We start from the raw sequence: 26,690 nt of genomic DNA on the forward strand, positions 1-26,690 counted from the left end.
TAAGCCTGGGGTTTGAAAAGCTGCTCCCCGAATTGGACTCGAACCAATAACCTGCCGGTTAACAGCCGGCTGCTCTGCCAATTGAGCTATCGGGGATCGTTCTTTTTTTCCTTGCCACCCGGTCTCCCTGGCGACGAAGAACAGACTACATGACCACCGGGCCTCCCCACCAATGGGATACCCCCGTTCGAGCCGGAGGCCGACAGCGGGGCCGAAACCGGGATGTGGGGAGTACCGGCACGGCAGGATGGGTATGCACTCCGCAGACGCAGGCGCGTCGAACTACGGAAGGAGCCGCCATCATGCGCGGAAAGTTGATGTTCCTCACCGGTCTCGCGGCGGGCTTCGTCCTGGGCAGCCGTGCCGGCCGGGAGAAGTACGAAGAGATCCGGTCCACGGCGCAGAAGGCCTGGCAGCACCCGACGGTCCAGGAGGCCGCCGGTGTGGCCCAGGCGCAGGCCAACAAGCTCTACACCGAGGGTAAGGACAAGCTGCAGTCGTCGAAGCTCGGTGAGAAGCTGAGCACGAACGGCAGCGTGGACACCACGGACGAGCTGACCGCTCCGAGCGGCACGAAGGTCACCGGCACCACCTACTGACGACCGCCCGTCTTCCGGCGCCGCTCCCGACCCCGGGCGCGGCGCCGAGGCACGTCCGGGACAAAAACAGCCGGAACAAAAAAGTCGGAACAAGAGCAGTCGGGGCAGAACAGCAGGAGATCAGGGCGCGGGGCAGGGTTCCTGCTCCGGCACCAGCCCGAGGGCGGTCAGTTCATCGAGGACGTACGCCAGGGTCTCGCCGCGTTGTTCGTCGGTGCCGTCGACGTCGACGTCCACGTACTCGGTGCGGGCGGTGTCGGCGGCGAGCAGGTGCCGCAGGACGGGCTGCCAGGTGGCGGACGGGTCGGTTATTCGGGCGGTTATCACCGACAGCCCGGCGTCGGTGATCCGGTCGATGCCTGCTTCCGGGGCCGGCCAGTCGCGGAGCACGGTGGCCAGGTCGAGGCAGATGCCGAGCCGGTCCTTGTCGATGCGGCTGAGCGCGGCGACGGTCTGCTCGGGGCTGTCCAGGATCTGGCCGGGGCCGGGCTGGAAACCGGCGCGGACGGCTCGGCCGACTCGCCAGGCCAGGTCGGCGAGGCCGCCGGAGAGGCGGGACAGGTGGCGGGCGCCGTCGCGCTGGCGGGGTTCGTCCCAGTCGCCGGCGCGGCCGAGTCCGCCGGTGGTGAGCGCGCCGCGGACCTCTTCGGAGGGCAGTAGGTCGACGAGGACGCGGGCCAGGTCGAGGGTGTGGCGCAGCCGGGCGGGTTCGCTCCAGTCGGGGGCCGAATGCTCGCCGCCGCCCTCGGGCGCGCCACTCAACGTGACGACTTCGAGGCCTCGGGCGTCGAGTTCGTTACGCAGCCGGGTGCGGGCGCGGCCTTCGTCGGCGAGGGCGGCGGCGAGGCGGAGCGGCAGCCGAAGGGCGACGGTCAGCGCGCCGGCGCCGAAGTGACTCCGCAGGACCGTGTTGGCGGCGTCGAGTCGTTCGACGGCCGCTGTCACGTCTTCGGCGTGGACTAGGCTGATTCCGCAACTCAGGTGCACAGTTCGGCCGGAGGGATGTCGAAGCCGCATCAATATCCTCCCCGGACGAGGTCACCCGTGCAGGTGCACGTGCATTCGCACGCGCTGACGCTTCCAGTATGGACCATGCGGGAGCCGTCACCTGAACGGCCGATCTCGCGCCTCCGCGGTGCCATAGCCGCCTCCATCCGTGGATCCCATGCCCTCGGGTACGAGCCTGTGGCGTGCGGCGGATCAGCGGCGCACGTTGCGTGCGACACGACCACCAGCGCGAACATGATCGAAAGCGGCCTCACCTATCGATGCAGGTCAATGGACAAGCCCGGGGTGACCAGCGAGTAGCCACCCCGGAACCAACACGGAAGAGCAACTTCGGTCAGTCCTGATATTCAGACTGTGCACAAATGGACATGCAATCGTCGGCTGCTCGTGCGTATGTTGCGTGCCGAAGCACGCCGAAAAGCCCGATCAGTGCTGACTCAGACCGTGCTCGCTCCCCTTCTTGAGCTTGCGCGTGTCCCGCAGCTCCAGGAACGGCTCGTCGTCGGCCGGGTGGCCGGCCGCGATGGCCCGGCCCCGCTCCAGTTCCGCGTCGAGTTCGGCCCCGAGCAGGATCGCCATGTTCGAGATCCACAGCCAGACCAGGAAGGCGATGACACCGCCGAGGGTGCCGTACGTCTTGTCGTAGCTGGCGAAGTTGGCCAGGTAGATCGCGAACCCGGCGGAAGCGACCACCCACAGCACGACCGCGAACATCCCACCCGGCGTGATCCAGCGGAAGCCACCGGTCTTGGCGTTCGGTGAGGCCCAGTAGAGCAGCGCGAACATCAGGCTGACCAGGACGATCAGAACCGGCCACTTGGCGATGTTCCACGCCGTGACGGCCACCCCGCCGAAGCCCAGCCGCTCGCCGACCACCCGGGACAGCTCCCCGGTGAAGATCACGATGGTGGCCGAGGCGATCAGCATCACGCCGATGCCCGCGGTGACACCGACCCGGATCGGCAGCGTCTTCCAGATCGGGCGGCCCTCCGGCACGTCGTAGACGGCGTTCGAGGCACGCATGAACGCCGCCACATAACCCGACGCCGACCAGAACGCGACGACCAGACCGACGATCGCGGCGAACCCGGCCGTCCCGGAGTCGCCCACCTGCGTGAGCACCGTGTCGACCAGGCTGCGCAGCTGATCGTTCGGGGTCAGGTCGTTGACCGCCTCGGTGACCGTGTTCTTGCCGTCGCTCCCGAGCAGGCCGAGCAGCGAGACCAGCACCACGGCCGCCGGGAAGATCGACAGGACGCCGTAGTAGGTCAGTGCCGCCGCCCAGTCCGAGATGTTGTCCTCGTCGAACTGCTTGAAGGTCCGCTTGATCGCGGCCCAGATCCCCTTGCGGTGCAGCTGGCTGGGTCTGTCCGGCCCGGCGTCCGGGCTCGGCGCGTTCAGCTTCGGCGCGCCGTCGTCCGGGGTGCGGGACGTGGCCGCGGCGGCCACGTCGTAGTCGGCGGACCCCTGACTGCGGGCCTCGTCCGCCGGGTGGTCGTCGGTGCTGTCCGGCTGTTCGTCAGCCTGGTGGCGAAGTCTCATGGTGGGGTCCCTCCGGGCCGAAGTGATGGCCGGCCCGCAGTCGCGTCCCCACGACGACCTGCGCGAACGGCCTGACCAGGAGGTGCCCGCAGGCCGTTCGCCCTAACCATCCCGGACGGGTCACTTACCGAGCGACGCGCCACCAGGAGACGGCTCACTTACATAGTTGGCGCTCCATCCGGCGACCGGCGATCAGCAGGCCGGCGACCGTCAGGGCCAGCAGATAGGCGACGTCGAGCAACTGCATCAGGCCGGCCTCGCCCAGGGTGAGACCACGGATCAGGTCCACCGCCCGGTACAACGGGGTGACCTCGATCAGCCAGCGCAGCACCTCCGGATAGGCGCCGGCCGGGGCGAACGTGCCGGAGAACAGGAACAGGGCGAACTGGCCGGCGCTGATCAGGTCGAAGTCCTGCCAGCCACGGATCACCGTGGAGATCGCCAGCCCCAGGCCACCGAAGGCGAACCCGATCAGGACACTGGCGGGAAAAGCCAGCAGGGCCCGCGCCGGGGTGGTCAGGTCCATCACCACCATGACCACCAGGAAGGCGGCCGAGTAGACGCTGCCGCGCAGCATCGCCCAGCACAGCTCGCCGAGGGCGATCTCGATCGGCCGGACCGGAGTCGCGAGTATCCCCTCGTACAACCGCCAGAATTTCATCTTGCCGAAGAAGTTGAACGTCGTCTCGGCGAGCGCGCCACTCATCGCCGACGCCGCCAGCATCGCGGGGGCCACGAACTCGGCATAACTCACCATCCGGCCGCCGGGCAGCGGGATGTCGCCGATCAGCGCGCCCACGCCGAGACCGATCGAGAACAGGTAGAGCACCGGCTCCAGCAGGCCGCCGAGCATGGCCAGCCAGTACGCGCTCTTCAGCGCCGTCACGTTGCGCTGGGCGACAGCGGCGGACCGCCCGGCCAGGGTTGTCGTCAGCACGTCAGACCACCAGTTTCCGGCGGTAGCTCCAGACCGCCAGCGCCCACCCGGCGGCACACCACAGCGCCAGGTAGAGCACGTGCCAGACGGCTCCCGGACCGGGATCCAGGCCCAGGGTGGCGGCCCGGCTCAGATCGACACCGTGCGACAGCGGCAGGACGTAGGCGATCCACCGCAGCGCCACCGGCAGCGAGTCGACCGGGAAGAAGACCCCGGAGAACAGGGACATCGGGAGTACGGCGAAACGGAGCAGGATCGTCAGGTGGGTCTCCGAGCTGACGTTGGCCGTGAACGCTGCGACCGGAGCCGCGACCGCCAGGCCGAGCAGCACCGCGATCAGCGGCACGACCAGCGCCCACACCGAACGCAGAGTGCCGAAGGCGAGCGTCACCAGCAGGAACGCGACGACGTTGAGCAGCACCCGGAACATGATGAACGCCAGATGGCCGCCGAGGATGTCGATGATCCGCAACGGGGCCGCCGCCTGCGCGAAGTAGCTCTTCACCCAGTCGAAGCAGCTCCGCACCGGCCAGGTGGACTCGCCGACGGCGGTCTGCGCGGCGGTGGAGGCGATCAGGCCGGGGACCATCCAGGCCAGGTACGAGTGGCCGTCGATGCCGCCGGTCACGTAGGCGCCGACCCCGACGCCGAAGCCGAGCATGGTGAGCAGTGGTAGCGCCAGCGAGGAGAGGACGCTGGATCGCCAGGTGCGCCGGTAGTTGACCAGGTGGTATTCCAGGACGTAGGTCATCGTCAGTCCACCAGTGTCCGGCCGGTGAGGCGCAGGAACACGTCCTCCAGGCTGCTGCGGCGGACCAGCGAGCCGGCCGGGGTCAGGGACCGCCGGTGCACCTCGGCCAGAGCCCCGTCGCCGTCGCTCACGTAGAGCAGGATCCGGTCCGGCAGCACCTCCAGGCGCTCGCCGAGGCCCGCCAGCTTGCCGGCGTAGGTGCCCTGGTCGTCGGTGGCGAACCGCAGCTCGACGACCTCACGTGTCGAGTACTGCTCGATCAGGGCCCGGGGCGAGCCCTCGGCGACGATCTTGCCACCGTCCATCACCACGAGGCGGTCGCAGAGCTGCTCGGCCTCGTCCATGTAGTGCGTGGTCAGCACCAGCGTCACGCCCTGCTGCTTGAGCCGGAACAACCGCTCCCACACCAGGTGCCGGGCCTGCGGGTCGAGGCCGGTGGTGGGCTCGTCGAGCAGCACCAGGTCCGGCTCGTTGACCATGGCGCGGGCGATGGTGAGCCGCCGTTTCATGCCGCCGGACAGCGGCTCGACCTTGCTGCCGGCCCGCTCGCCGAGCTGGACGAAGTCCAGCAGCTCCAGAGCCCGGGCGCGGGCCGTCTTGCGCGGGATGCCGAAGAAGCGGGCATACGTCGTCAGGTTCTCCAGCACGGACAGCTCGGGGTCGAGGTTGTCGAGCTGCGGGCAGACCCCGAGCCGGGCCCGGATCGCCGGCCCATCGCGCCGTGGGTCCATGTCGAGGATGCGCAGCACCCCGTCGGTCGGTGGGGAGACACAACCGATCATGCGCATGGTGGAGCTCTTGCCCGCGCCGTTGGGCCCGAGGAAGCCGAAGGCCTCACCGGGCCGCACGTCGACGTCGATGCCGTCGACCGCGGTGAAGTCGCCGAACTTCTTGACCAGCCCGCGCGCGTGGATGAGGGAGTTCACGCCCCGACCTTACGGAGGGGGTCCGACAGTTTTCAGTCGGCCTGTTCGAGAGTGGACCGCGCCGCACCGACCAGTTCGTCGGTCGCTTCGAGAGACTGCTCGACCGGGGTCCCCGCGTCGTAACGGACCGCCCAGCTCAGCCCGTCCTGCCCGCTGACCCGGCGGCCGACCACCCGGACCGCGCCCGCGGCCAGCTCGTGATGGGTGGTGTACGCCACCGACCGGGTCACCCGGGCTCGCACCTGATCGGGCAGCTCCCCCGGTTCGAGCAGCAGGAACGACACCACCGGCCCGTCCACGAGCACCGTGTAACCGTCCCGGTCCTCGGCCACCTCGGCCGGGGTGATCCGCAGCTCCCGCCCGGACCAGGCCACCTTGTGGATCTCGTGCCAGCCGAGCCGCTCCGTGCCGGGCAGCCAGAGACCGTGGTTGGTCGCGACGACGACGTCCGCCGTCTCGGCGACCGTGCACCACGCCACGACACGTTCCTCGGGCGCCAGCGGTGGCCGCGAGCCGGCCGGAAGTCTCGGGCGCCGCCGGAAGAGCTTCACATCGCACCTGCCGCCTGGTCACGCAGGGCCCGCGCCTGCTGTTCGAGGGAGAAGAGTTCACCGGCCAGCGCGAGGTACTGGTCCTTGTGCGCCACCGGGTTGAGCCGTTGCACCTTGGACTTGAGGTCCCGGATCCGGGTGGCGAGCGCCCCGCCCTGGAGCCGGGCCAGGGTGACCTGCACGTAGCGCGGGTCGACCTGGCCGTCGAAGTAGAGCGGTTCCACCGCCAGTTCGCCGACCAGCATCTGACCGCCCATGTCGGCGCAGGCGTCCCGGACCTTCTCGATCCAGACCGCCCCGCCGGTCGCCGCCGACTGGACCCCACCGGCGTCGGTGATGGCCTCCCGGACGGCCTGGAGCACCGCGTCGCCGTAGTTCTCGGTGCCGACCGCGTCGAACATCGGCCCGGCCAGCACCGGCTCCTGCAGCGCCAGTTTCAGTGCCTCCCGCTCGACCAGCCGCTGCGGCGAGTCGGGGGCGCTCTTGGCACGTGGGGCCGGCTGCTGGGCGGCCTCACCCCGCAGCGCGTTGTTGACCGCCCGCTGCACCGGTTCCAGGTCCATGCCGAGGTCGCCGGCGAGCTTCCGGGCGTACTCCGGGCGCTTCTCCCGGTCTTTGATCTTGGCGACCAGCGGCGCGGCCTTGCGCATCGCCTCCACCCGGCCCTCGACGGTGTCCAGGTCGAACCGGCCGATGGTGTGCCGCAACGCGAAGTCGACGAGCGGCTCCCGGCCGGCGATCATGTCGCGGACCGCCAGGTCACCGCGGGCCAGCCGCAGGTCACAGGGGTCCATGTTGCCGGGCGAGACCGCGATGAAGGTACGCCCGACGAAACGCTGGTCCTCCTCGAACGCCCGCAGTGCCGCCTTCTGCCCGGCCGCGTCCCCGTCGAAGGTGTAGATGATCTCGCCGGTGAAGCTGTCGCTGTCCATCAGCAGCCGCCGCAGCACCTGGATGTGGTCCACCCCGAACGCGGTGCCACAGGTCGCCACCGCGGTCGGCTCACCGGCCTCGTGGCAGGCCATCACGTCGGTGTAGCCCTCCACGATCACCGCCCGGCCGCGCTTGGCGATCTCCCGTTTCGCGTGGTCCAGGCCGTAGAGCACGTGCGACTTCTTGTAGAGCGGCGTCTCGGGGGTGTTCAGGTATTTCGGGCCGTCGTCGTCGTCGAACAGTTTCCGCGCGCCGAACCCGATCGTGTCCCCGGTCACCTCCCGGATCGGCCAGAGCAGCCGCCGCCGGAACCGGTCGATCAGCGACCCGGACCGGGCGTGTTTGGACAGACCGGCGGTGACCAGTTCCTCGGCGGTGAAGCCCTTCAGCCGCAGGTGTTTGCTGAGCGCGTCCCAGCTGTCCGGGGCGAAACCGCAGCCGTAGCGCTCGGCCGCGTCGCGCCCGAATCCGCGCTCGGCCAGGAACTCGCGGGCCTTGCGTGCCCCCGGTGTCCCCAGCTGCTCGCGGTAGAAGTCGACGGCGGTGGCGTGCGCGGCGATCAGCCGCTGTTTCTGCCCCGACGGCGGCCGCGGTCCCGACGGCTTGCTGGTGTCGGTGTCGTAGCGCAACTGGATGCCGGCCCGGCTCGCGAGCCGCTCGACCGACTCGATGAACGTCAGGTGCTCGGCGTCCATCAGGAACTTGATCGCGTCGCCGCCCTGCCCGCAGCCGTGGCAGTAATACACGCCACGAGCAGGCGAAACGTTGAACGACGGGGATTTCTCGTCGTGGAAGGGGCACAGCCCCTTCATGTTGCCGCCGCCCGCCGACCGCAGCGTCACCGTCTCGCTGACCACGTCGGTGATTGAGGTCCGGTCGCGGACCACTGCGATGTCCTCGTCCTTGACCCTGCCCGCCACGGCTACATCCTGCCTCGTTCGGCCGGGCGGCCGCCAGCAGGGTCGGCTCGCGTCAGCGGCGTTTCTTCACGACCTTGTCGTGCCAGGCCACGGCGGTGTGGTCGGTCAGGGACGCGACCTGGTCGATCACCACTCGCAGGGCGGCCGCGTCGTCCGCCGCGCCCGCGTGCAGCGGCTGGAAGAGCGGATCCAACCCCTGCGGCGTACGGGTGAGCGCCTCGACCAGTTCGGCCAGCATCGTCCGCTGCTGTTCGTACCACTGTTCGGCGGAACGGGAGCGCATCACGTACCGGAAAGCCATGCCCTTGAGCAGAGCGCACTGATCCCGGACCGTCCGCGGCACGATCAGATCGGCCTGGTAACGGCGTAACGGATCGACGCCGTGGTGACTCTGTGTCGCGCCGACCGCCGAGGCGACGAACCGGCCGGTCAGCACGCTCGTCATCCGTTTCAGGGCGACCAGCGAGTGGTAGCCCCCGTCGTAACCGGCCACCGCGATCACGGCCGGGTCGGCGAGTAGCTGGTCGAGGGCGTGTTCCAGTTCGTCGCGGGACTCCGAGGAATAGGTGGCGGCCACGTCGGCGCACAGCTCGGCCCGCTCACCGGCGTCGGTCAGCAGATCACTGAACGTGATGTAGCCGCCGTGCACTCCGTCCTCGACGTCGTGCACCGAGTAGGCGACGTCGTCGGCCCAGTCCATCACCTGGGCCTCCAGGCAGCGGCGCTCGTCGTCCCGTCCGTCCCGGAGCCATTCGAAGACCGGCCGGTCGTCCTCGTACACGCCGAATTTGCGTTTTCCCGGTTTGCGGAACCACGGATATTTGGAGCAGGCGTCGAGGGTGGCCCGGGTCAGGTTGAGGCCCGATCCGGGCACCTTCGCCTCCAGCCGAGTGATCACCCGCAGGGTCTGCGCGTTGCCCTCGAAACCGCCGCAGGACTGCGCGGCGGTGTCCAGCGCCGACTCGCCGTTGTGACCGAACGGCGGGTGCCCGAGGTCGTGGGCGAGCCCGGCCACGTCCACCACGTCCGGATCACAGCCCAGCCGGGCGCCCATCTCCCGGGAGATCTGCGCGACCTCCAGCGAGTGGGTGAGCCGGGTGCGCAGGAAGTCGTCCGACCCGGCGGTGTGCACCTGGGTCTTGGCCGCCAGTCGCCGGAAACCGGCCGAGTGCAGGACCCGGGCCCGGTCCCGCTGGTAGGGGGTGCGGCCGTATCCACTGTCCTTGGCGGGTTCGGTGGTCCATCGCTGGGAGTCGGCCGTCATGATCACAAGACTATGTGCCCGCTCGGGTGAACCGGGCTCGGACAGCGCACCCACCGTGCGACGACAGCACTCGATGTGTCCCCCAGGATGACGACCCGTGATTCCTGGTTCACCGGCGACCGCTTCGATGCGGCGCCTGCTCACCGAGCTGGGCGAGTCGGGCCGTACCGGCGCGCTGCACGTCGGTGGCGCCCCGGGTGGGGTGCTCTACCTGATCGCCGGCCGGATCTCGTACGCCGCGACGGCTGCCAGTCCCGGCCTCGGCGAACGCCTGATCTCCTCGGGCCGGCTCGCCCCGCAGACGTGGCGGGCCGTACACGCGGAGGGTCGCGGCAGTCACCGGGTCGGCCGGGTACTGCTGCGCGACGGCTGGCTCGGGCGCCACGAACTGGCGCTGCGAGTGATGGCGGTCATCGTCGACGCCACGCACGTGCTGCTGCAACAGGCCGACGCACCGGCCCGGTTCGCGCCCGGGGAACGGCACTGGATCGGCGACGTCGCCGGGGTGGAGCTGGGCGCGCTGGGCCATCTGACCGCCGCGCGGCTGCGCGCGGTACCGCATCCACGGCGTCCACGTAAACGAGTGACGGCTACTCGACCATGACGCACACCACGTGCGACTTCTAGTCGCACGGTCACCGGAGGATGGCCCACGGTGGCGGGCGGAAAGCGCCCGAACGGGACCGCAGCACTGAGGAGTGAAGTGCCCGGCGTCGACCACTGTCTACAGGAGGCCATGACGATTCCTGGCGCTGTCGGGGCCAGCATCGTCGACTACACCACGGGCTTTCCGGTCGCTACGACCGGAGCCGCACCCAACGAGGACCACGAGGCCGCAGCCGCCGGCACGGCCGAAGTGGTCCAGGCCGCGACCAGCCGTTCGCTGTTCGTCTCGGCGATACCGCACGACCTGCTCGAAGACCTGATCATCACGACCGCCGGGGGTTATCACCTCCTGCGCATGGTCCAGACCGAGTTCGACAGCCGCCTGGTGCTCTACGTGTGGCTGGACCGGGTTCGCGGCAACCTCGCCGTGGCCCGCCGCAAGATGCAGCGCCTGGCCGACGAACTGGTCGCTGACAGATGACCGATCCAGTGACCGTGAAGGAGCGATCGGTGGCCCCGATGAGGACCGCGGCAGCGCCCGGAGACCTGCTTCTCGAGGCCTCCGACGCGCGGCAGACCGGCGCCCTGGTGGTCGGCGGTCATCCCGGCGGTGCGGTCTACGTCGTCGAGGGCCGGGTCATGTACGCCGAATCGCCGGCCGCCCCCGGGGTGGGTGAACTGCTCACCTCGTCCGGGCGGCTGGCCGGGCGGACCTGGCAGCAGGCGCTCGACATCGGCGGCTCGACCGCCCGGGTCGGCCGTCTGCTGGTCGAACAGGGTCACCTCACCCAGGGCGAGCTGGAGCTGTGTGTGCTCGGCTCGACCTACGACGCGGCGTACTTCGTCCTGTCCGAACGGTCCGCACCGGCCGAATTCCGGACCGGCGCCACCCACTGGCTCGGTCAGGTCGTGCACATCGACGCCGCCGCCGTCGAACACGAGGTACGGCGCCGGATCCAGCTGCTCGACGAGATCTTCCCCAACCCGCGGATCGACGTGGCACCGGTCATCCCGGTGCCCCGGCCACCGCGGGCCCGGGTCACGATCACCGCCCCGCAGTGGGAGCTACTGGTGCACGCCGACGGTCAGCGCACCCCCGCCGACCTGGCGCAACTCCTCGGCCGGGCCGGGTACGCGATCATCCAGGAACTACGCCGGATGGCCGCGGCCGGGCTGATCGAACAACCCGCGGAACGGGCGCCGGAGACACACGAGTTCGTCCGGCTCCCGCACCCGCGCGGCAGTTCGGCACCCCTGGGGCGGCCCGCCGTGGCGCCGGTGAGCCCACCGGTGATCGCCGGGCCGGCACCACCGGCCCGGAACCCGCCGGACCCACCGGTGATCGCGCCCGCGGTCCCACCACCGGCGGTCGCATCGCCGCCCGACCAGAACGCCGGGACGAACCGGCCACGGCTGGCCCGCCGAAAACCCGGCGCGAAACTGCCGAAAGAGGTCGCGGGCGAGAGCCCGCCCGTGCACCAGGGCACCGACGAGGTCCTGCTCAAACGCATTCGCACCGCACTGAGGGCACTGCGGTGACGCGCGCACCCCCCTCTCAGCCGAAGGCTCTCAGACGAAGGAGCGAGGAGAAGTGACGGTGGATCCGGCGGTACTCGAGGAACTCGGTCGCCTGCGCAGCAGGGTGCCGGAGCTGTCCGGCAGCGTCCTCGCCACCGCCGACGGGCTGGTCATCGCACACGACTCGCACGGCATCGAACCGGACACGCTGGCCGCACTGGCCGCGGCCCACCTGGCCCTGGCCCGGCGGTTCGCGCACGCGGTCAACCACGGTGACCTGCGGGAATCCGTCGTCGAATGCGACGGCGGTTACATCACGTCCTACACCGCAGGGCCCAACGCACTGCTCACCGTGGTCACCTCGGGCAACGCCAACCTCGCCATGGTCCACCTCGAGGCCCGCCGGTGCGTACGCCGCCTGATCCGGGTCCTCGCCCTGGAGACCGCGCCCTACCTGCGCCCCGAGATCCCCACCCAGGCCGGCCCGTCGACTCCGCTGGCCCGGCGGACCCCGATGGCCACCCTGCCGAACGTGGTCCGCCGCCGCCAAGCGACCGGCTGACCCTTGTTGACACACCATCCCACCCGATAACGGAGGAAGATTCCCATGCCCGACATGGAAACCGCACTCAAGGAAATCATGGAGATCGACGGCTGCATCGGCGTCGCGCTCGTGGACCACACCAGCGGAATGGCCCTCGGCACCCTCGGCGGCGGCAAGGAACTGGACCTGACGGTCGCCGCCGCCGGCAACACCGACGTGGTCCGGGCCAAGCTGCGGGCGATGGAGATGCTGAACCTGTCCGAGAAGATCGAGGACATCCTGATCACCCTGGACTCGCAGTACCACATGATCCGGCCCCTCACGAGCCGCTCCGGCAAGGGCCTGTTCCTGTACGTGGCCCTGCGCCGCGACCGCGCGAACCTCGCGATGGCCCGGCACCAACTCCGCCGCATCGAGAACGACCTCGACGTCTGACCCGCTACGGCGTGACCGCCACCCCCGGCGGGGAGGGCTCGCACCGCCCTCCCCGCCCCCGCTACCAGTCCGACCTCGGTGAGGCCATGCGCGTCCAGCTCAAGCCCATCAAGGCGATCGCTCAGAATCAGTCGGAGCACACTCAGACGCTCGCCAAGCACACCGCGATGTTCGAGAAGGTGACCGCGACTCTCGACAGGCATACCGCGATGCACAAGGAACACGGCCTGGCGCTCTCCGGTCTCACCATCGACATGCATCTCGCCAAAGATCGGGACGAGCAGATCATCGGACTGCTGCACACGCTGATCGACCGCGAAGACGGTCGGTAGAGCGGGCGATTCGAGGTCGCCGGGCCGGGCGTGTCACGCTAGAGCGTGTGACTGCACCGCTCATGCTCGGCGACCACGCCGTACGACCGCCTGTTGTTCTTGCTCCGATGGCGGGGATCACCAACGTGGCTTTTCGGCGGCTCTGCCGGGAGCAGGGTGGTGGGGTCTACGTCTGCGAGATGATCACCACTCGGGCGCTCGTGGAGCGGATTCCGAAGACGCTCAAGATGATCACCTTTGCTGAGGACGAGGGCTTCCGGAGTCTTCAGCTCTACGGGGTGGACCCGGATGTGACGGCGGCCGCCGTCCGGATGGTCGGTGAGGACAACCTCGCTGATCACATCGACCTGAACTTCGGGTGCCCGGTGCCGAAGGTGACGCGGCGCGGTGGCGGGTCGGCTCTGCCGTGGCGGCGCCGGCTGTTCGGGCGGATCGTGAGCCAGGCGGTGGCGGCGGCGAAACCGTTCGGGATCCCGCTCACGATCAAGATGCGCAAGGGCATCGACGACGACCATCTGACGTACGTGGATGCGGGGCTCGCCGCCCAGGAGGCGGGTGTGGCCGCCGTGGCCCTGCACGCTCGCACCGCCGAGCAGCGGTATTCCGGTAAAGCCGACTGGGACGCGATCGCCACGTTGAAGCAGGCCCTGGACGTGCCGGTGCTCGGCAACGGTGACATCTGGGAGGGTTCGGACGCCCTGCGCATGGTCGAGCACACCGGCTGCGACGGTGTCGTGGTCGGCCGGGGCTGTCTGGGCCGGCCGTGGCTGTTCGCCGACCTGGAGGCCGCGTTCACCCGGGGTGCCGCGTACCAGCCGGTGCTGCCGACCCTCGGTGAGGTCAGCAAGATCCTGGCCCGGCACGCGCAACTGCTGGTGGAGGCACTGGAGGACGAGAAGCACGGTTGTGCCGACTTCCGTAAGCACGTCGCCTGGTACCTGAAGGGTTTCCCGGTCGGCGGCGATCTGCGCCGCAGCCTGGCAATGATCTCCTCACTGGCCGAGCTGGACGACCTGCTCGCCAAGCTGGACCCGTCGATCCCGTTCCCGGCCGACGCGCTGGGTCAGCCGCGGGGCCGGGTCAACGCCCCGGGCCGGGTGACGCTGCCGCACGGCTGGCTGGACAGCCGCGACGACGAGACCGTGCCGGAGGGCGCGGAGACCGACGAGTCCGGCGGCTAACGGTTCATCCGGTAAGCGACAACCGCGGCAGCGATCGCCAGCAGCGCGACGATCACCGCAAAAGCGATCTTCACCGCGCTGTACGGCCGCTCGCCCGCCACCTCGGCCGTGCGCCCGTTCACGATCACGTTGAACGTGCGCCCGGCATGCAGGTAACACATGATCCAGACCGGTAGCAGCATCAGCTTGAACGTGACCTCGTGGTACGACGTGGCGACCTGATGCACCCGCTGCTCGTCGCCGCCGATGTCGTTCCTGCAGTCGCGTTCGATGACCGGGGCCATCCGGGCTTTGGCGTGTTCCAGGCCGGCTTCGGGTTCGACCTCGTACCGCAGGGTCTCGTGTCCGGCCAGGAACTCCGGCCGGTACGGCTGCGCCTCGGGCAGCGGCCACGGCTCCAGCTTGTGCAGATGGTCCGGCATGACCCGCCCGGTGCCCACGATCAGCACGTCGTCGAAGAACCGGGACACCGTGCCGCCGGCCGGGTACCAGCGCGTCTTGCGTACCTGCCGGGTCTTGGTCTCGCCGTTGTCCTGGTAGGTCTCGGTGACCCAGTAGTGCTCGCCGCGCTCACCGCGGTACCGCGAGACCGTTCCGGCGTCGTACGTCCAGTGCGGCAGGTACGAACTGTGCGCCGATTCGGCCTCGGTGACCTTCTTCAGGCTGTTCGGCGCGAACCAGCGGGACGCCGCCCACTTGCGCAGCGCCTCCCGCAGGGCGTTGCGGTCGAGGGCGAACGGCAGCACCGCCTCCGGCACCACCTGGTCGCCGGAGGTGACGTCGGCGACCAGCGGCGCGGCACAGAACTGGCAGCGATCGGAGATCTTGTCGCTCTGGGTGACCGCGCCGCAGCCTTTGCAGGTGAAGGTGTGCGGTGCCAGGGTGGCGATCGGTTTACGGGGCAGCCGTACGAACGGCTCGTAGGCGTGTTCGCGGACCGCCCGCTCCGGGGCGGCGATCGGGGTCTCGGCGCCACAGTAGGGGCATTTGAGGACCGTGGTGCCGGGCGCGTATTCGACGTTGGCTCCGCACGAGGAGCACGGGTACTGGGTCACTGCGGCGGGAGCGGGGGCGGAACGGACGCGAAGACACTGCTCAGCTCGGTGACCTGCCCGGCCGGGGTCCAGGCGGCCAGGCCGGCCCGCCAGACCAGGGTGTTGCGGTCCAGGCTGCCGGACGTGGCGTGCGCGGTGAGGGTGGCCACGTCGAACGGCCCCTGCTGCTGCCCGCCGATGGCCGCGAACCAGTCACCGGCGGGAAGAGGCGGCGGCGTCACCGAAGGCTGGTTGAGGGACTGCGCGGCCCGCTGACCGGCGGCCATGCCGAGCCCGAGCCCGATGGCGTCACCGCTGCCACCAGTGGCGTTGCCGATGGCCTCGGCGGTCTGGAACTTGGTGTAGGTGTCCAGGTTGCCGATCACCCCCATCGAGGTGCGCTTGTCGAGGGCGGCTTCGACCTCGGGCGGCACCGAGATGTTCTCGATGACGAACTTGGGGATCGCGATGCCGCTGGACGCCAGTTCGACGGTGAGCACCTCGGACAGGGTCTTGCCGATGGAGAGCTGCTTGGAGGCCAGGTCGAGCATCGGCACGTTCGCGGTGGCGAGCGCGCTGCCCAGGTGACTGACGACCAGCTGCCGCAGGAACTCGTGCACTTCGGCGGTACGGAACTGCGGGTCGGTGCCGACGAGTTCACTGAGCAGCCGGCCCGGGTCGGAGACCTTCATCGCGAAGCTGCCGAACGCGCGCAGCCGGACCGCCCCGAACTCGGGGTCGCGCACCATCACCGGGTTCTGGGTGCCCCACTTCATGTCGGTGAACAGCCGGGTGTTGACGAAGTACACCTCGGCCTTCCACGGCGAGTCGAAGCCGTGCCGCCAGTTCTTCAGCGTCGTCATGATCGGCATGTTCTGCGTGGTCAGCGTGTGGGTGCCGGGCGCGAACCAGTCGGCGACCCGGCCCTCGTTGACGAACACCGCGGTCTGCGACTCACGCACGACGAGCTTGGCGCCCATCTTGATCTCGTTCTGGTAGCGCGGGAAGCGCCAGACGATCGTGTCGCGGCTGTCGTCCAGCCATTCGATGATGTCGACCAGCTCACCCTTGAGTTTGTCCCAGAGGCTCATGCCGGCTCCTTCGCTCGATCATCGGTGCGCGCTCGACCGTACCAATCGGCCCCCAGACTCACGCTCACCAGGTAAAAGCGACGGCCGCCTAGGATCGTACGAATGCTGGATCGCCTGAAGAAGCTCCTCTCGCCCACACCGGTGCCGGCCCCGCGGCCCGAGTGGGACCGCCCGTGGAATCTGGCCGAGGCCGAACGGCAGGGCGAACCGATGCTCCGGCAGCGGCTGGAACAGGGCGACATCCGGGCCTGGCCGCTGTTGAGTGCCCTGCTCACCGATCAGGGCCGGATGGACGACCTGGTCCGGGCCCGTGACGAGCTGGCGGCACGGACCACGGAACAGCAGCTGAGGGAACTCGTGCACCAGTCGTCTCGGCTCTCCGACAACGAGCGGCTCGACGCCGCCGAATTCCAGCTGGCCATGGTCACCCGTTTCCCGGCCGGTTCGGACGAACTGGGGAAGTGCGCCTCACGGATGGCCGAGGCCGGCCGGCTCGACGAGGCGGTGACGTACCTCCGGGAGTCGATCCGTCTCGCCGGTCCCCGGGTCTCCTTCTTCCAGCACCCGATGTGGACGATCAAGGTGCTGACCGCCGCCGGCCGCTACGACGACGCCGAGGAATTGCTCCGGGGCTACCCTTACGACGACTACGCCATCTCCGCTCTGGCCCTGATGATGCAGGTCAGGGGGCGTACCACCGAGGGCGAACAGTTGCTCCACCAGCATATGACGACCGGCCCGGCGGTTCCGGGGCAACCTCTGCCGGCCAGCCGGGAGGTCATCCGGCTGACGCTGTTCACCCTGCTGGAACGGGCCGGCCGGACGGACGAGGCCGCCGGGCTCCGCCCCGCTCACGGCTGGTCGCACGAGCGGGGCGGACCGGCGTCGCGGAACACCTGGACCGGTAGCTGGCCGACCCCGGAACAGGACCGGCACCAGACGATCTGGTCGGTCGTCGACGACTGGGGCCGGGGGACGGCTGTTTAGAAGGCCGTCGGCCAGCCGGACGAACTCCAGCTCAGCAGGTTGACGCCGAGCCGCGCGTCGCCCGCCGCCGTGTAGTAGTGGTAGGCCAGCACGTCCTGGTCGCCGTCGGCGAAGACCGCCGGGTGGCCGGGGCCGTACACCGCGTCGTGCGAGGCCAGGATCTCGGTGCCGCCACCGGCGGTCATCAGCGTGCCGGCTCGGTCCTTGTACGGTCCGGTGATGCTCGCGGACCGGCCGACCATGGTCCGGTAGGTGCTGGACGCGCCCTTGCAGCACAGATCGAAGGCCACGAACAGGTAGTAGTAACCGTTGCGGTAGTAGATGTGCGGCGCCTCGATCGACTTGCTGTTCACGAACCGCTCGGCGAGGTGATGGATCGTGGTGTCGGCCCGTTTGCCGGTCGACGGGTTCAGTTTGATCATCTTGATGCCGCTCCAGAAGGAGCCGAAGCTGAGCCACCACTCGCCCGACGGCGTGACCGTCAGGTTCGGGTCGATCGCGTTGAAACCGCTGCTCGTGGTGCTCTCCACGATCTTGCCGTAGTTCGACCAGGTGCCGGCCGCGCCGGTGGTGCTGCCGGCCAGGAAGATCGCCGACTTACTGGAGCCGAACGTGGAGGCGGAGTAGTACATCAGGTACTTCCCGCCCCGGTACGAGATGTCCGGCGCCCACAGGTTGGTGTCACCACCGGTGTAGGCGTCCGCCCACGGGGTGCCGTTCGGGAACGCCTGCCCCGCGGCCACGAAATTGGTCCGGTCCGCCGACGTCGTCAGCCCGATACCGGGTGCCGTGTAGGCCAGGATGTAGCCGCCGCCCGGCTTCTTCACGATCGTCGGATCGTGCGCGAACGTCGACCCGGTCACCACCCCCGGGTTCGGATAGGTCGCGGCATCAGCCCTGGTCAGGCCGTACACGCTGGCGGACACGGCCAGCAGGCCGGTGGTCGCGGCGAGAAGGAACTTACGGAGACGCGATGGCATGGACGAGATCGCCTTTCGACAGGGGGACTGCCGATAGGTGTGCTCCGGGGCCGGAAAGGTTGCCTGTTCTGCCGCGGCCGTCAGCGCAGATTCGCCTCGTCGGCGGCGGCCCGCCCGGATTCCCACCCTTCCAGGCTCTCCACCCGGCTGCCGCGCACCCGGACCGTACGCGGGAAAGCCTTGTCCATCGCCTTGTCGACCTGGACCTCGCGACTGCGCAGCACCGGCAGCAGATCGCTGTGGCCGGTCATCTCCTGCTCGACCACCTGCCGCATCCGTTCCCCGATCCGCACCCCGTACGCCACCAGGAACGACCGCCGAAAAGGCTTCAACCTGGCCTTTCGTACGTTCTTCTCGTCCCGCACCATCGCCCGGTTCGCCTGCACCAGCAACGACGTGTACAGCAACTCGACCGCGTCGATGTCGGAGTCGAAGCCGAAGACCGTGCTGAACCCCAGGTCCTGCGACCAGACCGTGCGGCACGTGTTGGCCCGTGCCACCGCGTCCAGCAGGCCTGCCTTCTCACTCTCGTACGGGTGGTCCACACCGATCCGCCGCGCGAACGGGACCACGTCCACCGCCGGGGCGGTGACCTCCTCGATCCGGTACCGGGCGATCAGCTCCTGCGCCTTGGCGCTGTAGGTCTCCGCCTCGGCCGGGAACTCGGTGCCCTCCGCTTTCGCCAGCAACGCCCGCACGCGGTTGAGGATCCGCTGGTCGGAGTGGTGCTGAACGATCTTGAGCGGGGTCCCCGGCGGCGGGATCAGGATCTCGATGGCCGGCAGCCGCCGCGTCTCGGCGATCAGCGCCAGCGTGGCGTCCAGGACGGCGATCCGGTCCGGCTTACGGCCTTCCCCCGCGGTACGCAGCGACTCCGCCTGCGCCCGCCACCGCTCGTCGACGGGCGTCCGGTCCCGCAGGAAGTCCCCGGCCCCGTCCGCGACCAGGCGCGCCTGAATCGGGTTCCCGAGCCGGGCAACGGTCCGGTACAGCTCGACAGGCTGCCAGCCGTTGCTGAAGAGCCGCTCGAACTCCCCACCCAGCACCCCGGCAAGCGCCGCGTCGACCTCGGCCGCTGCCGTCCCGGTCAGGATGTCCAGTGCGTCCTCATGGTCGAGGGAACCAGACCGCACCCTTTCGATGATGTCCCGGGCGCTCATGACCAGAGATGGTAGTTGCCGACCCCGCAGATCCGGCCCCCGGAGTGTGCAGCGGCACCTCCCTGACCGGCTCGCCCCTTCTCCGCACGGGTCCGGCAGGCGCCGAGGCTCACGGCCGGGGTCGCTGCACGAAACAGTCGACCGTACGGCAGTGGTGCTGGATCCACCCCTGACTCACCGGACAGATCCAGCCCGCGACGCCGAGAGCCGTGGCGTGGATGTCGGCGACCGGGCGGTTGAAGATCGGTTCGTTGTGCGCCAGGCGATTGCGGCACAGATGCAGCACGGCGACTCCGTCATGGATGACCCGGCGCTGGGCCTGGCCCGGAAAAGCACGATGCAGTGTCTGCCGCCACAGTGTGCCGTCATAGTGATTGGCCAGAAGGAAACGCCAGAAGCCGAGGCCGAGTTCGGCCACGACCCGCCCCGGCGTCTCCGGCCTGGCGCTCCGGGCGACTCGTGTCCGCGCGGCCCGGATGTCGTCGACTGCGCGTTCCTGCAGTCCCAGCCCGCGAACCAGGTACCACCTCGGCTCCTGAAAGCGCTGTCTGGACCAGGCCGACAACCGCTCGTGCAGAGCGTTCCGCAGTACCACCTCTACATGGCCGATGGTCTCACCCAGGGCCGCGGACACTCCCGCGTTCCAGGAGTAGAGGTCTAACGCGGCACCGAGATCCCCGTTCATAGCGGCGAGGTAAGGCGCCATTCTTTCGGGCGAAAAGCGTTGCCGAAGGATCTCGAACTCGGACATCAGGCACCGTTTCCCCGGTCTGCGGCTGCTAGTATTCGAAGCGAAGACCCCGGTCGCCTCTGCCTCAGGCATGCTGCCGGGGTTATTGCTTGCGACTATACTAGTCGCCAGACCAGTTGCCTCATGCGGCGCTCCTTTTCGGACGCGGCGGGCTTGTTCTTCGGGATGCGTCTGGCAGAGTCGGTGGGGTGAGTGAGCAATCAGGGCCGCGGCGGCTGATCGCCGTTTTCGCGTCGCCGGTGGCGGAGATGCTGTTCCGGTTCGGGATCGAACTGGGGTACCGAACCGTGTTGGTGGAACCGGATCCGACGCGGCTCGCCGGGACTCCGCGGCCGCACGGGGACACCTTCGTCAGTGATCTGATGGCGGCGGAGCCGGACGAGCACACCGACATCCTGCTGACCGATCATCACCGGTCCGAGGCCGAGATCGGGGCGCTGCTGCGCGAGGCCTTGACCGGGAAGTCGCGGTGGATCGGCATTCTGGGTAATCCGCGCGCCGAGGGGCCGCACGTGGCGGCGCTGCGCGACCTGGGCGTGCCGGAGGCGGAGATCGCGCGGGTGCACCGCCCGGTCGGCCTGAACATCGGTTCGCGGACCCCGGCCGAGATCGCCGTGGCGACCCTGGCCGGGTTGATCGCGGACCGGAACGACCGTCCGGGCGGTTTCGTTTTTTAGATGATCAGCAGCCGGGCAGGCGCTTGATCAGGTAGTCCTCGATCTGGTCGAGGGAGACCCGCTCCTGCTTCATGGTGTCGCGGTCGCGCACCGTCACCGCGTTGTCGGTGAGGGTGTCGAAGTCGACGGTGACGCAGAACGGGGTGCCGATCTCGTCCTGGCGACGGTAGCGACGGCCGATGGCCTGCGAGTCGTCGAACTCGACGACCCAGCGCTTGCGCAGGTTCGCGGACAGTTCGCGGGCTTTCGGCGACAGCTCCGGGTTGCGCGACAGCGGCAGCACCGCGACCTTGACCGGGGCCAGGCGCGGGTCGAAGCGCATCACGGTGCGCTTGTCGACGCCGCCCTTGGTGTTGGGCGCCTCGTCCTCGTCGTAGGCCTCGAGTAGGAAGGCCAGCACCGCGCGGGTGAGGCCGGCGGCGGGCTCGATGACGTACGGCACCCAGCGCTCGCCCTTCTCCTGGTCGAAGAAGCTCAGGTCGACGCCGGAGTGCTTGGAGTGCGTCGTCAGGTCGAAGTCGGTGCGGTTGGCGATGCCTTCGAGTTCGGCGAATTCGGTGCCGCCGAACTGGAAGCGGTACTCGATGTCGACGGTCCGTTTCGAGTAGTGCGAGAGCTTCTCCTGGGCGTGCTCGTAGAACCGCAGGTTGCTCTCGGACAGGCCGAGGTCGCGGTACCAGTTCCAGCGCTCCTGCAGCCAGTACTCGTGCCACTGCTCGTCGCTGCCCGGCGGGACGAAGAACTCCATCTCCATCTGCTCGAACTCGCGGGTCCGGAAGATGAAGTTGCCGGGGGTGATCTCGTTGCGGAAGCTCTTGCCGACCTGGGCGATGCCGAACGGCGGCTTCTTGCGGGCCGCGGTCGCCACGTTGTTGTAGTTGACGAAGATGCCCTGGGCGGTCTCGGGCCGCAGGTAGTGCATGCCGTCGGCGCTCTCGGTCGGGCCGAGGAAGGTCTTCATCAGGCCGTTGAACATCTTCGGCTCGGTGAAGGTGCCCTTGTTGCCGCAGTTGGGGCAGTTCAGTTCCTGGAGCGAGGCGGGGGCCTTGCCGTGTTTGGCCTCGAACGCCTCTTCCAGGTGGTCGGCCCGGAACCGCTTGTGGCAGGACTGGCACTCGGTCAGCGGGTCGACGAACGCGTCGAGGTGACCGGAGGCGGCCCACACGTCACGCGACAGGATGACCGCCGAGTCCAGGCCGACGATGTCGTCGCGCTGCTGGACCATGGTCTTCCACCACTGCCGGCGGACGTTCTCCTTCAGCTCCACGCCCAGCGGACCGTAGTCCCAGGCCGAGCGGGTGCCTCCGTAGATCTCGCTGGAGGGGAAGACGAAGCCCCGGCGTTTGGCCAGGCTGACGACGCTGTCGATACGGTCGGCAGGCATGTGAATCTCCTCCTGCGCCGGCTGGGTGTCGGCGGGGAAATCAGTGGGTTATCAGGACGAAAAGCGAGATTACTCTTCGAGACCGCACACTTCGAACTTGCCTGTCGACGTGTTCTGCGTCAGGTCGGCGTCGACGCGCGCCCGGTCGCCGTCGGCGTAGACGAGCTGCACCGGCACCGAGACCCGCACCCCGAGGGAGAGGTCGCCCACCACGTACGACTCGAAGGGTTCGAAGTCCTGCATCCGCGCGGCGAAGTCGGTCTGCGTCTCGTCGATCCGGGCGTCCTCGCAGAGTTGCCGGTAGGCCCCGTCGAAGTCGCGTTCCTGGAGGTCGTCGAGGTACCGGCTGACGACCACGTCGGCCTGCTCGTCGAGGGCGCTGCTGAAGGCGGTGAGGAAGCCGCCGCCGGCGATCGCGCCGCCGCCGCAGACCAGCACGAAGATGCCCGCGACGATGGCGACCGTGGTGCCGATGCGCTTGCCGCGCCCCTCGACCGGAGGCGCCGGGAACGGCGGGTGCACACCCGGGCCCGGCGGCGGTGCGGGAGGCGGAGGAAGACTCATGTCTCCAGCCTAATGTTCAGCGCCAGGGCTCGGCGGCCCGGTCGCTCGCCGTGGTGGTGACCTCCCCGCCGGGCTCGGCTTCGGCGAGGACCTCGAAGGCGGACGGCTCGTCGAGAGAGAGCGCGAGCAGCGGGGTGGCGTGCACCTTCACGTCGAAGGCGCCGAGGGCACGCCGGTAGGCTCCGACGGACTCCCATTCGGTGATCAGGGTCCAGCCGGCCGGGTCCTCCAGGGCGCGGGCGAGCCGGCCGGAACGGTACCCGGAGGTGCGTGCCAGCGCGGCGAGCGCGGCATGTGCTTGATCCCGGAAACCGTCGAGCGTTTCCGGTGGGACCGAGAAGCGGTTGAGCACCAGCATGTGACGAGGGTACGCACACCGGACAGGAGCTTCTGTGACACCACCGGCCTTCTTTCACCGGCTTGCGCGTGTGAACCCCACCACCGCTTTCATGGTGGCGCTGGCATGGCTGCTGGCCGGCCTGTTCCTGCCCGGGATCATCGGCGCGCTGGTGCTGTTCGCGCTGGTCGCGGGCTTGGCGAGGCTCACGTTCACGACCTGGAGGGTGCAGTCGCCGATCACTCGGGTGGTCCGGTCCGGCCTGCTCCTGCTGCTGATGGTGGCGGCGATATCGAAGACCCTGTGAACTCATGCGGCTTTGACAATCATTCTCATTATCGGCCAGAGTTGCTGACATGATGCGCCGCCTCGCTGTACCCGCCGCCGCCCTGCTCCTGACCTCCGCCCTCGCCGGCTGCAGCGATTCGGCGAACGGGGACGACGGCAAGCTCGACGTCGTCACCGCCTTCTACCCGCTCCAGTTCCTCTCCGAGCGGATCGGCGGCGAGGCCGTCCGCGTCTCCACCCTCACCAAGCCGGGCGCCGAGCCGCACGACGTCGAGCTGACCGCCAGCCAGGTGGGCGAGGTCGCCGACGCGGGCGTGATCGTCTACCTGAACGGCTTCCAGCCGGCCGTGGACGACGCGGTGAAGCAGAACGGCGGCGACCGGGCCTTCGACGCCACCTCGGTGATCGAGATGATCCCGCGCGCCGAGGCCGACGACCACGCCGAGGAAGAGGGCGCGGAGCACGCCGAGGAAGAGGAGCACGGCCCGAACGACCCGCACGTCTGGCTGGACCCGGAGCGCCTGGCCACCATCGGTGACAAGCTGGCCGAGCGTCTCGGCAAGGCCGACCCGGACCACGCGGCCGACTTCACCGCCCGGGCCGCCACCCTGCGCACCGAGCTGACCACCCTGGACGGCGAGTTCAAGACCGGGCTGGCCGACTGCGCCCGCCGCGAGCTGGTCACCAGCCACAGCGCGTTCGGTTACCTGGCGAGCCGCTACGAGCTGACCCAGATCGGCATCACCGGCATCGACCCGGAGACCGAGCCGTCGCCGCAGCGCCTGGCCGCGGTGGCCGCCGAGGCCAAGGAGCACGGCACCACCACGATCTTCTTCGAGACCCTGGTCAGCCCCAAGGTCGCGGAGACCATCGCCAAGGAGGTCGGGGCGCAGACCGCGGTTCTCGACCCCATCGAGGGCCTGACCGACGCGTCAGCGGATTATTTCTCGGTGATGCGTGCCAACCTGACCGCACTGAAGCTGGGTCTGGAGTGTAAGTAAACAAAATGAGCTTTGTCGTCGAGACCGAACACCTCGCCGCCGGATACGACGGCCGCGAGATCCTGCGGGACGTGTCATTGAGGGTCACCGCAGGCGACGTGGTCGCGGTCCTCGGCGCCAACGGCTCGGGCAAATCAACATTGATTCGTACGATCCTCGGTCTCGTCCCCACCCTGCGCGGCGGGATCGAGCTGTTCGGGACCCCGCAGAAACGGTTCCGGCAGTGGGAACGGATCGGTTACGTGCCACAGCGACTCGGCGCCGGCAGCGGTGTGCCGGCCAGCGTCGGTGAGGTCGTCGCGTCGGGCCGTCTGGCCCGGCGCGGCGTCTTCGGTTTCCCCGGTAGGACCGACAAGGCGGCGGTACGCGAGGCGCTGCACGCGGTCGGCCTGCTGGACCGGATCGACGACCCGGTGGCCACTCTCTCCGGCGGTCAGCAGCAGCGCACCCTGATCGCCCGGGCGCTGGCCGGCAAGCCGGACCTGCTGGTGCTGGACGAGCCGAACGCCGGAGTCGACGCGGCCAGTCAGGAGGCGTTCGCCGGGGCACTGGCCCGGTTCGCCGGGGACGGCGGCACCATCCTGCTGGTCCTGCACGAGCTGGGCCCGCTGCGGCCGCTGATCGGGCGGGCCGTGGTGGTGCACGACGGGCGGATCGCGCACGAGGGCACTCCCCCGGAGCCGGCCGGGCATCACGCCGAACCGGACCACGAGCATCTGCATCCGCACGCTGAGGAGATCAAGCCCGCGATCTGCGAGTGGGCGCCCACCGAAGGGACGAAGGCGTACTGATGGAACTGCTCGCACTCCCCTTCATGCAGCGGGCCCTGATCGCCGCCCTGATCATCGGGCTGGCCGCCCCGGCGCTCGGCATCTACCTGGTCCAGCGGCGGCTGTCGCTGATCGGGGACGGCATCGGGCACGTGGCCCTCACCGGCGTCGGTGTCGGCCTGCTGACCGGCACGTCCCCGGTGCTGACGGCGGTTCTGGTGTCGATCGTGGGCGCGGTCGGGGTGGAGCTGATCCGGGAGCGTGGCCGTACCTCCGGGGATCTGGCCCTGGCCCTGCTCTTCTACGGCGGTATCGCCGGCGGGGTGCTGCTGGTCGGCCTCTCCGAGGACAGCAGCACCAGCCTGATGCAGTACCTGTTCGGCTCCCTGCTGACCACCTCGGCGGAGGATCTGTGGGTGATCGGCGGGCTGGGCGCGGTGGTGGTGGCCGCGATGCTGGTGTTCCGGCCGGCGCTGTTCGCACTCTGCAACGACGAGGAGTACGCGAAGGTCAGCGGCCTGCCGGTGCGGACCCTCAACATCATGCTGGCGGTGACGACCGCGCTGACGGTGACCATCGCCATGCGTACCGTCGGCCTGTTGCTCGTCTCGGCCCTGATGGTGGTGCCGGTCGCCGCGGCCCAGCAGGTGACCCGTGGTTTCCGCAGCACGATGACGCTGGGGATGCTGATCGGGGTGGGCGCCGCCGGGGCCGGGGTGCTGGTGTCGGCGGAGGCGGACACCGCACCCGGTGCGACCACGGTGCTGCTGGCCCTGGCGATCTTCGTCGGGACCGCCGTCGGCGGCTCCGCGCTGCGGCGGCTGCGGCGACGGCGCGGTGACTCTCCGGTGACCTCGGAGCCACCGGATGTCGTGCTGCATGCTTGACGTCCGGGTGGCTGTACCGTTGTCGCAACGATGACGACCACCGGCTACGAAGCGTACGAATCGGCGGGGGCGCTGCTGCGCGCGCTCTCGGCGCCGATCCGTGTGGCCATCGTGGTCGAGCTGGGTGTCGGTGAGCGCTGTGTGCACGATCTCGTGGAGAAGCTCGGCGCTCCGCAGCCCCTGGTCTCCCAGCACCTGCGGGTGCTGCGCGGAGCCGGTGTGGTGCGGGGTGTCCGGCGTGGCCGGGAGATCGCATACTCCCTGGTGGACGAACACGTCGCGCACATCGTCGCCGACGCCGTGAGCCACGCCAGGGAGAGCCGACAGTGAACGCCGATACCACGATCCGCAACACCAAGCAGCGCAGTGCGGTCAGCGCGGTCCTCGCCGAGACCGAGGGTTTCCACAGCGCACAGGACCTGCACGCGATGCTGCGTGACCGGGGCGAGCGGGTGGGGCTGACCACCGTCTACCGGACGTTGCAGGGGCTGGCCGACGCCGGCGAGATCGACGTGATGCGGCCGCCGGGTGGCGAGCACCTCTACCGTCGCTGCAGCCAGGGCCACCACCACCATCTGGTGTGCCGCTCGTGCGGGCGGACCGTCGAGGTGGCCGGGCCGGCTGTGGAGTCGTGGGCCGACAAGGTCGCCGGTCAGCACGGGTTCGTGGACGTCTCGCACACCATGGAGATCTTCGGGACATGCCCGGAGTGCGCCGCGAAGCAGTGAGTGC

The 26,690-nt window shown here is 69.3% G+C and carries 32 protein-coding genes and 1 tRNA gene; 16 read left to right on the forward strand and 17 right to left on the reverse strand.

The genetic code is table 11. The features are described 5' to 3' along the window. Window positions 1-23: 23 nt before the first annotated feature. A tRNA-Asn gene (locus BLU81_RS26755) sits at window positions 24-96 on the reverse strand. A gap of 206 nt (window positions 97-302) precedes the next feature. Between BLU81_RS26755 and BLU81_RS26760 the strand changes: the two genes are divergently transcribed. Continuing rightward, window positions 303-599 carry a hypothetical protein gene (locus tag BLU81_RS26760; protein WP_092547225.1) on the forward strand — a complete coding sequence of 99 codons (297 nt, stop codon included), beginning with the start codon at window positions 303-305 and terminating at the stop codon, window positions 597-599. 120 nt (window positions 600-719) lie between these two features. Here the strand turns inward: BLU81_RS26760 and BLU81_RS26765 are convergent, their stop codons facing one another. From BLU81_RS26765 to BLU81_RS26800, 8 genes are all read right to left on the reverse strand, one after another. Next, window positions 720-1,544 (reverse strand): apurinic/apyrimidinic endonuclease family protein, encoded by an 825-nt coding sequence (locus tag BLU81_RS26765; protein WP_231953526.1) that lies wholly within the window; start codon window positions 1,542-1,544, stop codon window positions 720-722. Between the two features lie 489 nt (window positions 1,545-2,033). After that, the gene (locus BLU81_RS26770; protein WP_092547229.1) at window positions 2,034-3,149 is read right to left on the reverse strand and encodes a YihY/virulence factor BrkB family protein; all 1,116 of its coding nucleotides are present in this window, start codon (window positions 3,147-3,149) and stop codon (window positions 2,034-2,036) included. Window positions 3,150-3,303: 154 nt separating this feature from the next. Beyond that, window positions 3,304-4,086, reverse strand: a complete 783-nt coding sequence (locus BLU81_RS26775) for an ABC transporter permease (protein WP_092547231.1) — start codon at window positions 4,084-4,086, stop codon at window positions 3,304-3,306. Window position 4,087: 1 nt separating this feature from the next. Continuing rightward, a complete protein-coding gene (locus BLU81_RS26780) occupies window positions 4,088-4,837 on the reverse strand; it encodes an ABC transporter permease (protein ID WP_092547233.1) in 750 nt (249 codons plus the stop codon). Window positions 4,838-4,839: 2 nt separating this feature from the next. Beyond that, window positions 4,840-5,763, reverse strand: a complete 924-nt coding sequence (locus tag BLU81_RS26785; protein ID WP_092547235.1) for an ABC transporter ATP-binding protein — start codon at window positions 5,761-5,763, stop codon at window positions 4,840-4,842. 32 nt (window positions 5,764-5,795) lie between these two features. After that, entirely contained in the window at window positions 5,796-6,314 is a 519-nt protein-coding gene (locus BLU81_RS26790) for a hypothetical protein (RefSeq protein ID WP_092547237.1), read from the reverse strand. Beyond that, window positions 6,311-8,167, reverse strand: a complete 1,857-nt coding sequence (gene dnaG, locus BLU81_RS26795; RefSeq protein WP_092547239.1) for a DNA primase — start codon at window positions 8,165-8,167, stop codon at window positions 6,311-6,313. Before dnaG ends, BLU81_RS26790 begins: the two co-directional genes overlap by 4 nt. A 52-nt stretch (window positions 8,168-8,219) precedes the next feature. Further along, the gene (locus BLU81_RS26800; RefSeq protein WP_092557676.1) at window positions 8,220-9,431 is read right to left on the reverse strand and encodes a deoxyguanosinetriphosphate triphosphohydrolase; all 1,212 of its coding nucleotides are present in this window, start codon (window positions 9,429-9,431) and stop codon (window positions 8,220-8,222) included. A 97-nt stretch (window positions 9,432-9,528) separates the two neighbouring features. On the opposite strand from BLU81_RS26800, the gene BLU81_RS26805 reads away from it, so the two are divergent. From BLU81_RS26805 to dusB, 7 genes are all read left to right on the forward strand, one after another. Then, entirely contained in the window at window positions 9,529-10,035 is a 507-nt protein-coding gene (locus tag BLU81_RS26805; protein ID WP_157751803.1) for a DUF4388 domain-containing protein, read from the forward strand. A gap of 132 nt (window positions 10,036-10,167) precedes the next feature. Continuing rightward, a complete protein-coding gene (locus tag BLU81_RS26810) occupies window positions 10,168-10,518 on the forward strand; it encodes a roadblock/LC7 domain-containing protein (RefSeq protein ID WP_231953527.1) in 351 nt (116 codons plus the stop codon). A gap of 38 nt (window positions 10,519-10,556) precedes the next feature. Then, the gene (locus BLU81_RS26815) at window positions 10,557-11,576 is read left to right on the forward strand and encodes a MarR family transcriptional regulator (RefSeq protein ID WP_231954824.1); all 1,020 of its coding nucleotides are present in this window, start codon (window positions 10,557-10,559) and stop codon (window positions 11,574-11,576) included. A 52-nt stretch (window positions 11,577-11,628) separates the two neighbouring features. Then, complete coding sequence (locus tag BLU81_RS26820) at window positions 11,629-12,117, forward strand: roadblock/LC7 domain-containing protein (RefSeq protein WP_092547245.1); 489 nt, start codon at window positions 11,629-11,631, stop codon at window positions 12,115-12,117. Between the two features lie 45 nt (window positions 12,118-12,162). Next, complete coding sequence (locus BLU81_RS26825; RefSeq protein WP_092547247.1) at window positions 12,163-12,534, forward strand: hypothetical protein; 372 nt, start codon at window positions 12,163-12,165, stop codon at window positions 12,532-12,534. A gap of 11 nt (window positions 12,535-12,545) precedes the next feature. After that, window positions 12,546-12,866 (forward strand): hypothetical protein, encoded by a 321-nt coding sequence (locus tag BLU81_RS26830; protein WP_092547249.1) that lies wholly within the window; start codon window positions 12,546-12,548, stop codon window positions 12,864-12,866. Window positions 12,867-12,928: 62 nt separating this feature from the next. After that, window positions 12,929-14,047, forward strand: coding sequence for a tRNA dihydrouridine synthase DusB (gene dusB / locus BLU81_RS26835; protein ID WP_092557680.1), 1,119 nt, complete (start codon window positions 12,929-12,931; stop codon window positions 14,045-14,047). Here dusB and BLU81_RS26840 read toward each other — a convergent pair. Both BLU81_RS26840 and BLU81_RS26845 read right to left on the reverse strand, forming a co-directional pair. After that, a complete protein-coding gene (locus BLU81_RS26840) occupies window positions 14,044-15,102 on the reverse strand; it encodes a hypothetical protein (protein ID WP_092547251.1) in 1,059 nt (352 codons plus the stop codon). The two genes, dusB and BLU81_RS26840, sit on opposite strands and share 4 nt — an antisense overlap. Next, a complete protein-coding gene (locus BLU81_RS26845; RefSeq protein WP_092547253.1) occupies window positions 15,099-16,172 on the reverse strand; it encodes an SPFH domain-containing protein in 1,074 nt (357 codons plus the stop codon). The genes BLU81_RS26840 and BLU81_RS26845 overlap by 4 nt, the downstream gene beginning before the upstream one ends. A gap of 102 nt (window positions 16,173-16,274) precedes the next feature. Between BLU81_RS26845 and BLU81_RS26850 the strand changes: the two genes are divergently transcribed. Next, window positions 16,275-17,159, forward strand: coding sequence for a tetratricopeptide repeat protein (locus BLU81_RS26850; protein WP_092547255.1), 885 nt, complete (start codon window positions 16,275-16,277; stop codon window positions 17,157-17,159). Here the strand turns inward: BLU81_RS26850 and BLU81_RS26855 are convergent. From BLU81_RS26855 to BLU81_RS26865, 3 genes are all read right to left on the reverse strand, one after another. Further along, complete coding sequence (locus BLU81_RS26855) at window positions 17,156-18,139, reverse strand: arabinan endo-1,5-alpha-L-arabinosidase (RefSeq protein WP_092547257.1); 984 nt, start codon at window positions 18,137-18,139, stop codon at window positions 17,156-17,158. The two genes, BLU81_RS26850 and BLU81_RS26855, sit on opposite strands and share 4 nt — an antisense overlap. Before the next feature lie 80 nt (window positions 18,140-18,219). Then, on the reverse strand, window positions 18,220-19,299 hold the full coding sequence (locus BLU81_RS26860) for a DUF2786 domain-containing protein (protein ID WP_092547259.1): 1,080 nt from the start codon (window positions 19,297-19,299) through the stop codon (window positions 18,220-18,222). A gap of 109 nt (window positions 19,300-19,408) precedes the next feature. Further along, the gene (locus BLU81_RS26865) at window positions 19,409-19,984 is read right to left on the reverse strand and encodes a hypothetical protein (protein ID WP_197685992.1); all 576 of its coding nucleotides are present in this window, start codon (window positions 19,982-19,984) and stop codon (window positions 19,409-19,411) included. A 254-nt stretch (window positions 19,985-20,238) separates the two neighbouring features. Here BLU81_RS26865 and BLU81_RS26870 point away from each other — a divergent pair, with 254 nt between their 5' ends. Continuing rightward, the gene (locus tag BLU81_RS26870; RefSeq protein WP_231953528.1) at window positions 20,239-20,727 is read left to right on the forward strand and encodes an XdhC family protein; all 489 of its coding nucleotides are present in this window, start codon (window positions 20,239-20,241) and stop codon (window positions 20,725-20,727) included. Window positions 20,728-20,731: 4 nt separating this feature from the next. Here BLU81_RS26870 and BLU81_RS26875 read toward each other — a convergent pair whose 3' ends face one another. The 3 genes from BLU81_RS26875 to BLU81_RS26885 all read right to left on the reverse strand — a co-directional run bounded on the left by BLU81_RS26875 (window position 20,732) and on the right by BLU81_RS26885 (window position 23,033). Then, complete coding sequence (locus BLU81_RS26875; RefSeq protein ID WP_092547263.1) at window positions 20,732-22,111, reverse strand: glycine--tRNA ligase; 1,380 nt, start codon at window positions 22,109-22,111, stop codon at window positions 20,732-20,734. Window positions 22,112-22,180: 69 nt separating this feature from the next. After that, the gene (locus BLU81_RS26880) at window positions 22,181-22,675 is read right to left on the reverse strand and encodes a hypothetical protein (RefSeq protein ID WP_092547265.1); all 495 of its coding nucleotides are present in this window, start codon (window positions 22,673-22,675) and stop codon (window positions 22,181-22,183) included. A 16-nt stretch (window positions 22,676-22,691) separates the two neighbouring features. Beyond that, window positions 22,692-23,033, reverse strand: a complete 342-nt coding sequence (locus BLU81_RS26885) for an antibiotic biosynthesis monooxygenase family protein (protein WP_092547266.1) — start codon at window positions 23,031-23,033, stop codon at window positions 22,692-22,694. 34 nt (window positions 23,034-23,067) lie between these two features. Between BLU81_RS26885 and BLU81_RS26890 the strand changes: the two genes are divergently transcribed. Genes BLU81_RS26890 through BLU81_RS26915 form a run of 6 tightly spaced genes read left to right on the forward strand, consistent with a single transcriptional unit; the run spans window position 23,068 to window position 26,686 of the window. After that, the gene (locus BLU81_RS26890) at window positions 23,068-23,319 is read left to right on the forward strand and encodes a DUF6703 family protein (RefSeq protein ID WP_307833830.1); all 252 of its coding nucleotides are present in this window, start codon (window positions 23,068-23,070) and stop codon (window positions 23,317-23,319) included. A 49-nt stretch (window positions 23,320-23,368) separates the two neighbouring features. After that, window positions 23,369-24,301, forward strand: coding sequence for a metal ABC transporter substrate-binding protein (locus BLU81_RS26895; RefSeq protein ID WP_092547268.1), 933 nt, complete (start codon window positions 23,369-23,371; stop codon window positions 24,299-24,301). Between the two features lie 5 nt (window positions 24,302-24,306). Further along, on the forward strand, window positions 24,307-25,092 hold the full coding sequence (locus tag BLU81_RS26900; RefSeq protein ID WP_092547270.1) for a metal ABC transporter ATP-binding protein: 786 nt from the start codon (window positions 24,307-24,309) through the stop codon (window positions 25,090-25,092). Then, complete coding sequence (locus BLU81_RS26905; protein ID WP_092547272.1) at window positions 25,092-25,958, forward strand: metal ABC transporter permease; 867 nt, start codon at window positions 25,092-25,094, stop codon at window positions 25,956-25,958. The genes BLU81_RS26900 and BLU81_RS26905 overlap by 1 nt, the downstream gene beginning before the upstream one ends. Window positions 25,959-25,988: 30 nt before the next feature. Further along, entirely contained in the window at window positions 25,989-26,288 is a 300-nt protein-coding gene (locus BLU81_RS26910) for an ArsR/SmtB family transcription factor (RefSeq protein ID WP_092547273.1), read from the forward strand. Further along, window positions 26,285-26,686, forward strand: a complete 402-nt coding sequence (locus BLU81_RS26915) for a Fur family transcriptional regulator (protein WP_092547275.1) — start codon at window positions 26,285-26,287, stop codon at window positions 26,684-26,686. The genes BLU81_RS26910 and BLU81_RS26915 overlap by 4 nt, the downstream gene beginning before the upstream one ends. Window positions 26,687-26,690 lie beyond the last annotated feature (4 nt).

This window comes from Actinoplanes derwentensis (assembly GCF_900104725.1).
Classification (GTDB): domain Bacteria; phylum Actinomycetota; class Actinomycetes; order Mycobacteriales; family Micromonosporaceae; genus Actinoplanes; species Actinoplanes derwentensis.

Coding starts and splice junctions, on each gene's coding strand:
- BLU81_RS26815 (WP_231954824.1), top strand. CDS start 10,557: ATGAGGACCGCGGCAGCGCCCGGAGACCTGCTTCTCGAGGCCTCCGAC.
- BLU81_RS26845 (WP_092547253.1), bottom strand. CDS start 16,172: ATGAGCCTCTGGGACAAACTCAAGGGTGAGCTGGTCGACATCATCGAA.
- BLU81_RS26900 (WP_092547270.1), top strand. CDS start 24,307: ATGAGCTTTGTCGTCGAGACCGAACACCTCGCCGCCGGATACGACGGC.
- BLU81_RS26910 (WP_092547273.1), top strand. CDS start 25,989: ATGACGACCACCGGCTACGAAGCGTACGAATCGGCGGGGGCGCTGCTG.
- BLU81_RS26885 (WP_092547266.1), bottom strand. CDS start 23,033: ATGCTGGTGCTCAACCGCTTCTCGGTCCCACCGGAAACGCTCGACGGT.
- BLU81_RS26860 (WP_092547259.1), bottom strand. CDS start 19,299: ATGAGCGCCCGGGACATCATCGAAAGGGTGCGGTCTGGTTCCCTCGAC.
- BLU81_RS26895 (WP_092547268.1), top strand. CDS start 23,369: ATGATGCGCCGCCTCGCTGTACCCGCCGCCGCCCTGCTCCTGACCTCC.
- BLU81_RS26855 (WP_092547257.1), bottom strand. CDS start 18,139: ATGCCATCGCGTCTCCGTAAGTTCCTTCTCGCCGCGACCACCGGCCTG.
- BLU81_RS26880 (WP_092547265.1), bottom strand. CDS start 22,675: ATGAGTCTTCCTCCGCCTCCCGCACCGCCGCCGGGCCCGGGTGTGCAC.
- BLU81_RS26810 (WP_231953527.1), top strand. CDS start 10,168: ATGACGATTCCTGGCGCTGTCGGGGCCAGCATCGTCGACTACACCACG.
- BLU81_RS26865 (WP_197685992.1), bottom strand. CDS start 19,984: ATGAACGGGGATCTCGGTGCCGCGTTAGACCTCTACTCCTGGAACGCG.
- BLU81_RS26825 (WP_092547247.1), top strand. CDS start 12,163: ATGCCCGACATGGAAACCGCACTCAAGGAAATCATGGAGATCGACGGC.
- BLU81_RS26850 (WP_092547255.1), top strand. CDS start 16,275: ATGCTGGATCGCCTGAAGAAGCTCCTCTCGCCCACACCGGTGCCGGCC.
- BLU81_RS26800 (WP_092557676.1), bottom strand. CDS start 9,431: ATGACGGCCGACTCCCAGCGATGGACCACCGAACCCGCCAAGGACAGT.
- BLU81_RS26780 (WP_092547233.1), bottom strand. CDS start 4,837: ATGACCTACGTCCTGGAATACCACCTGGTCAACTACCGGCGCACCTGG.
- BLU81_RS26875 (WP_092547263.1), bottom strand. CDS start 22,111: ATGCCTGCCGACCGTATCGACAGCGTCGTCAGCCTGGCCAAACGCCGG.
- BLU81_RS26760 (WP_092547225.1), top strand. CDS start 303: ATGCGCGGAAAGTTGATGTTCCTCACCGGTCTCGCGGCGGGCTTCGTC.
- BLU81_RS26905 (WP_092547272.1), top strand. CDS start 25,092: ATGGAACTGCTCGCACTCCCCTTCATGCAGCGGGCCCTGATCGCCGCC.
- dusB (WP_092557680.1), top strand. CDS start 12,929: ATGCTCGGCGACCACGCCGTACGACCGCCTGTTGTTCTTGCTCCGATG.
- BLU81_RS26770 (WP_092547229.1), bottom strand. CDS start 3,149: ATGAGACTTCGCCACCAGGCTGACGAACAGCCGGACAGCACCGACGAC.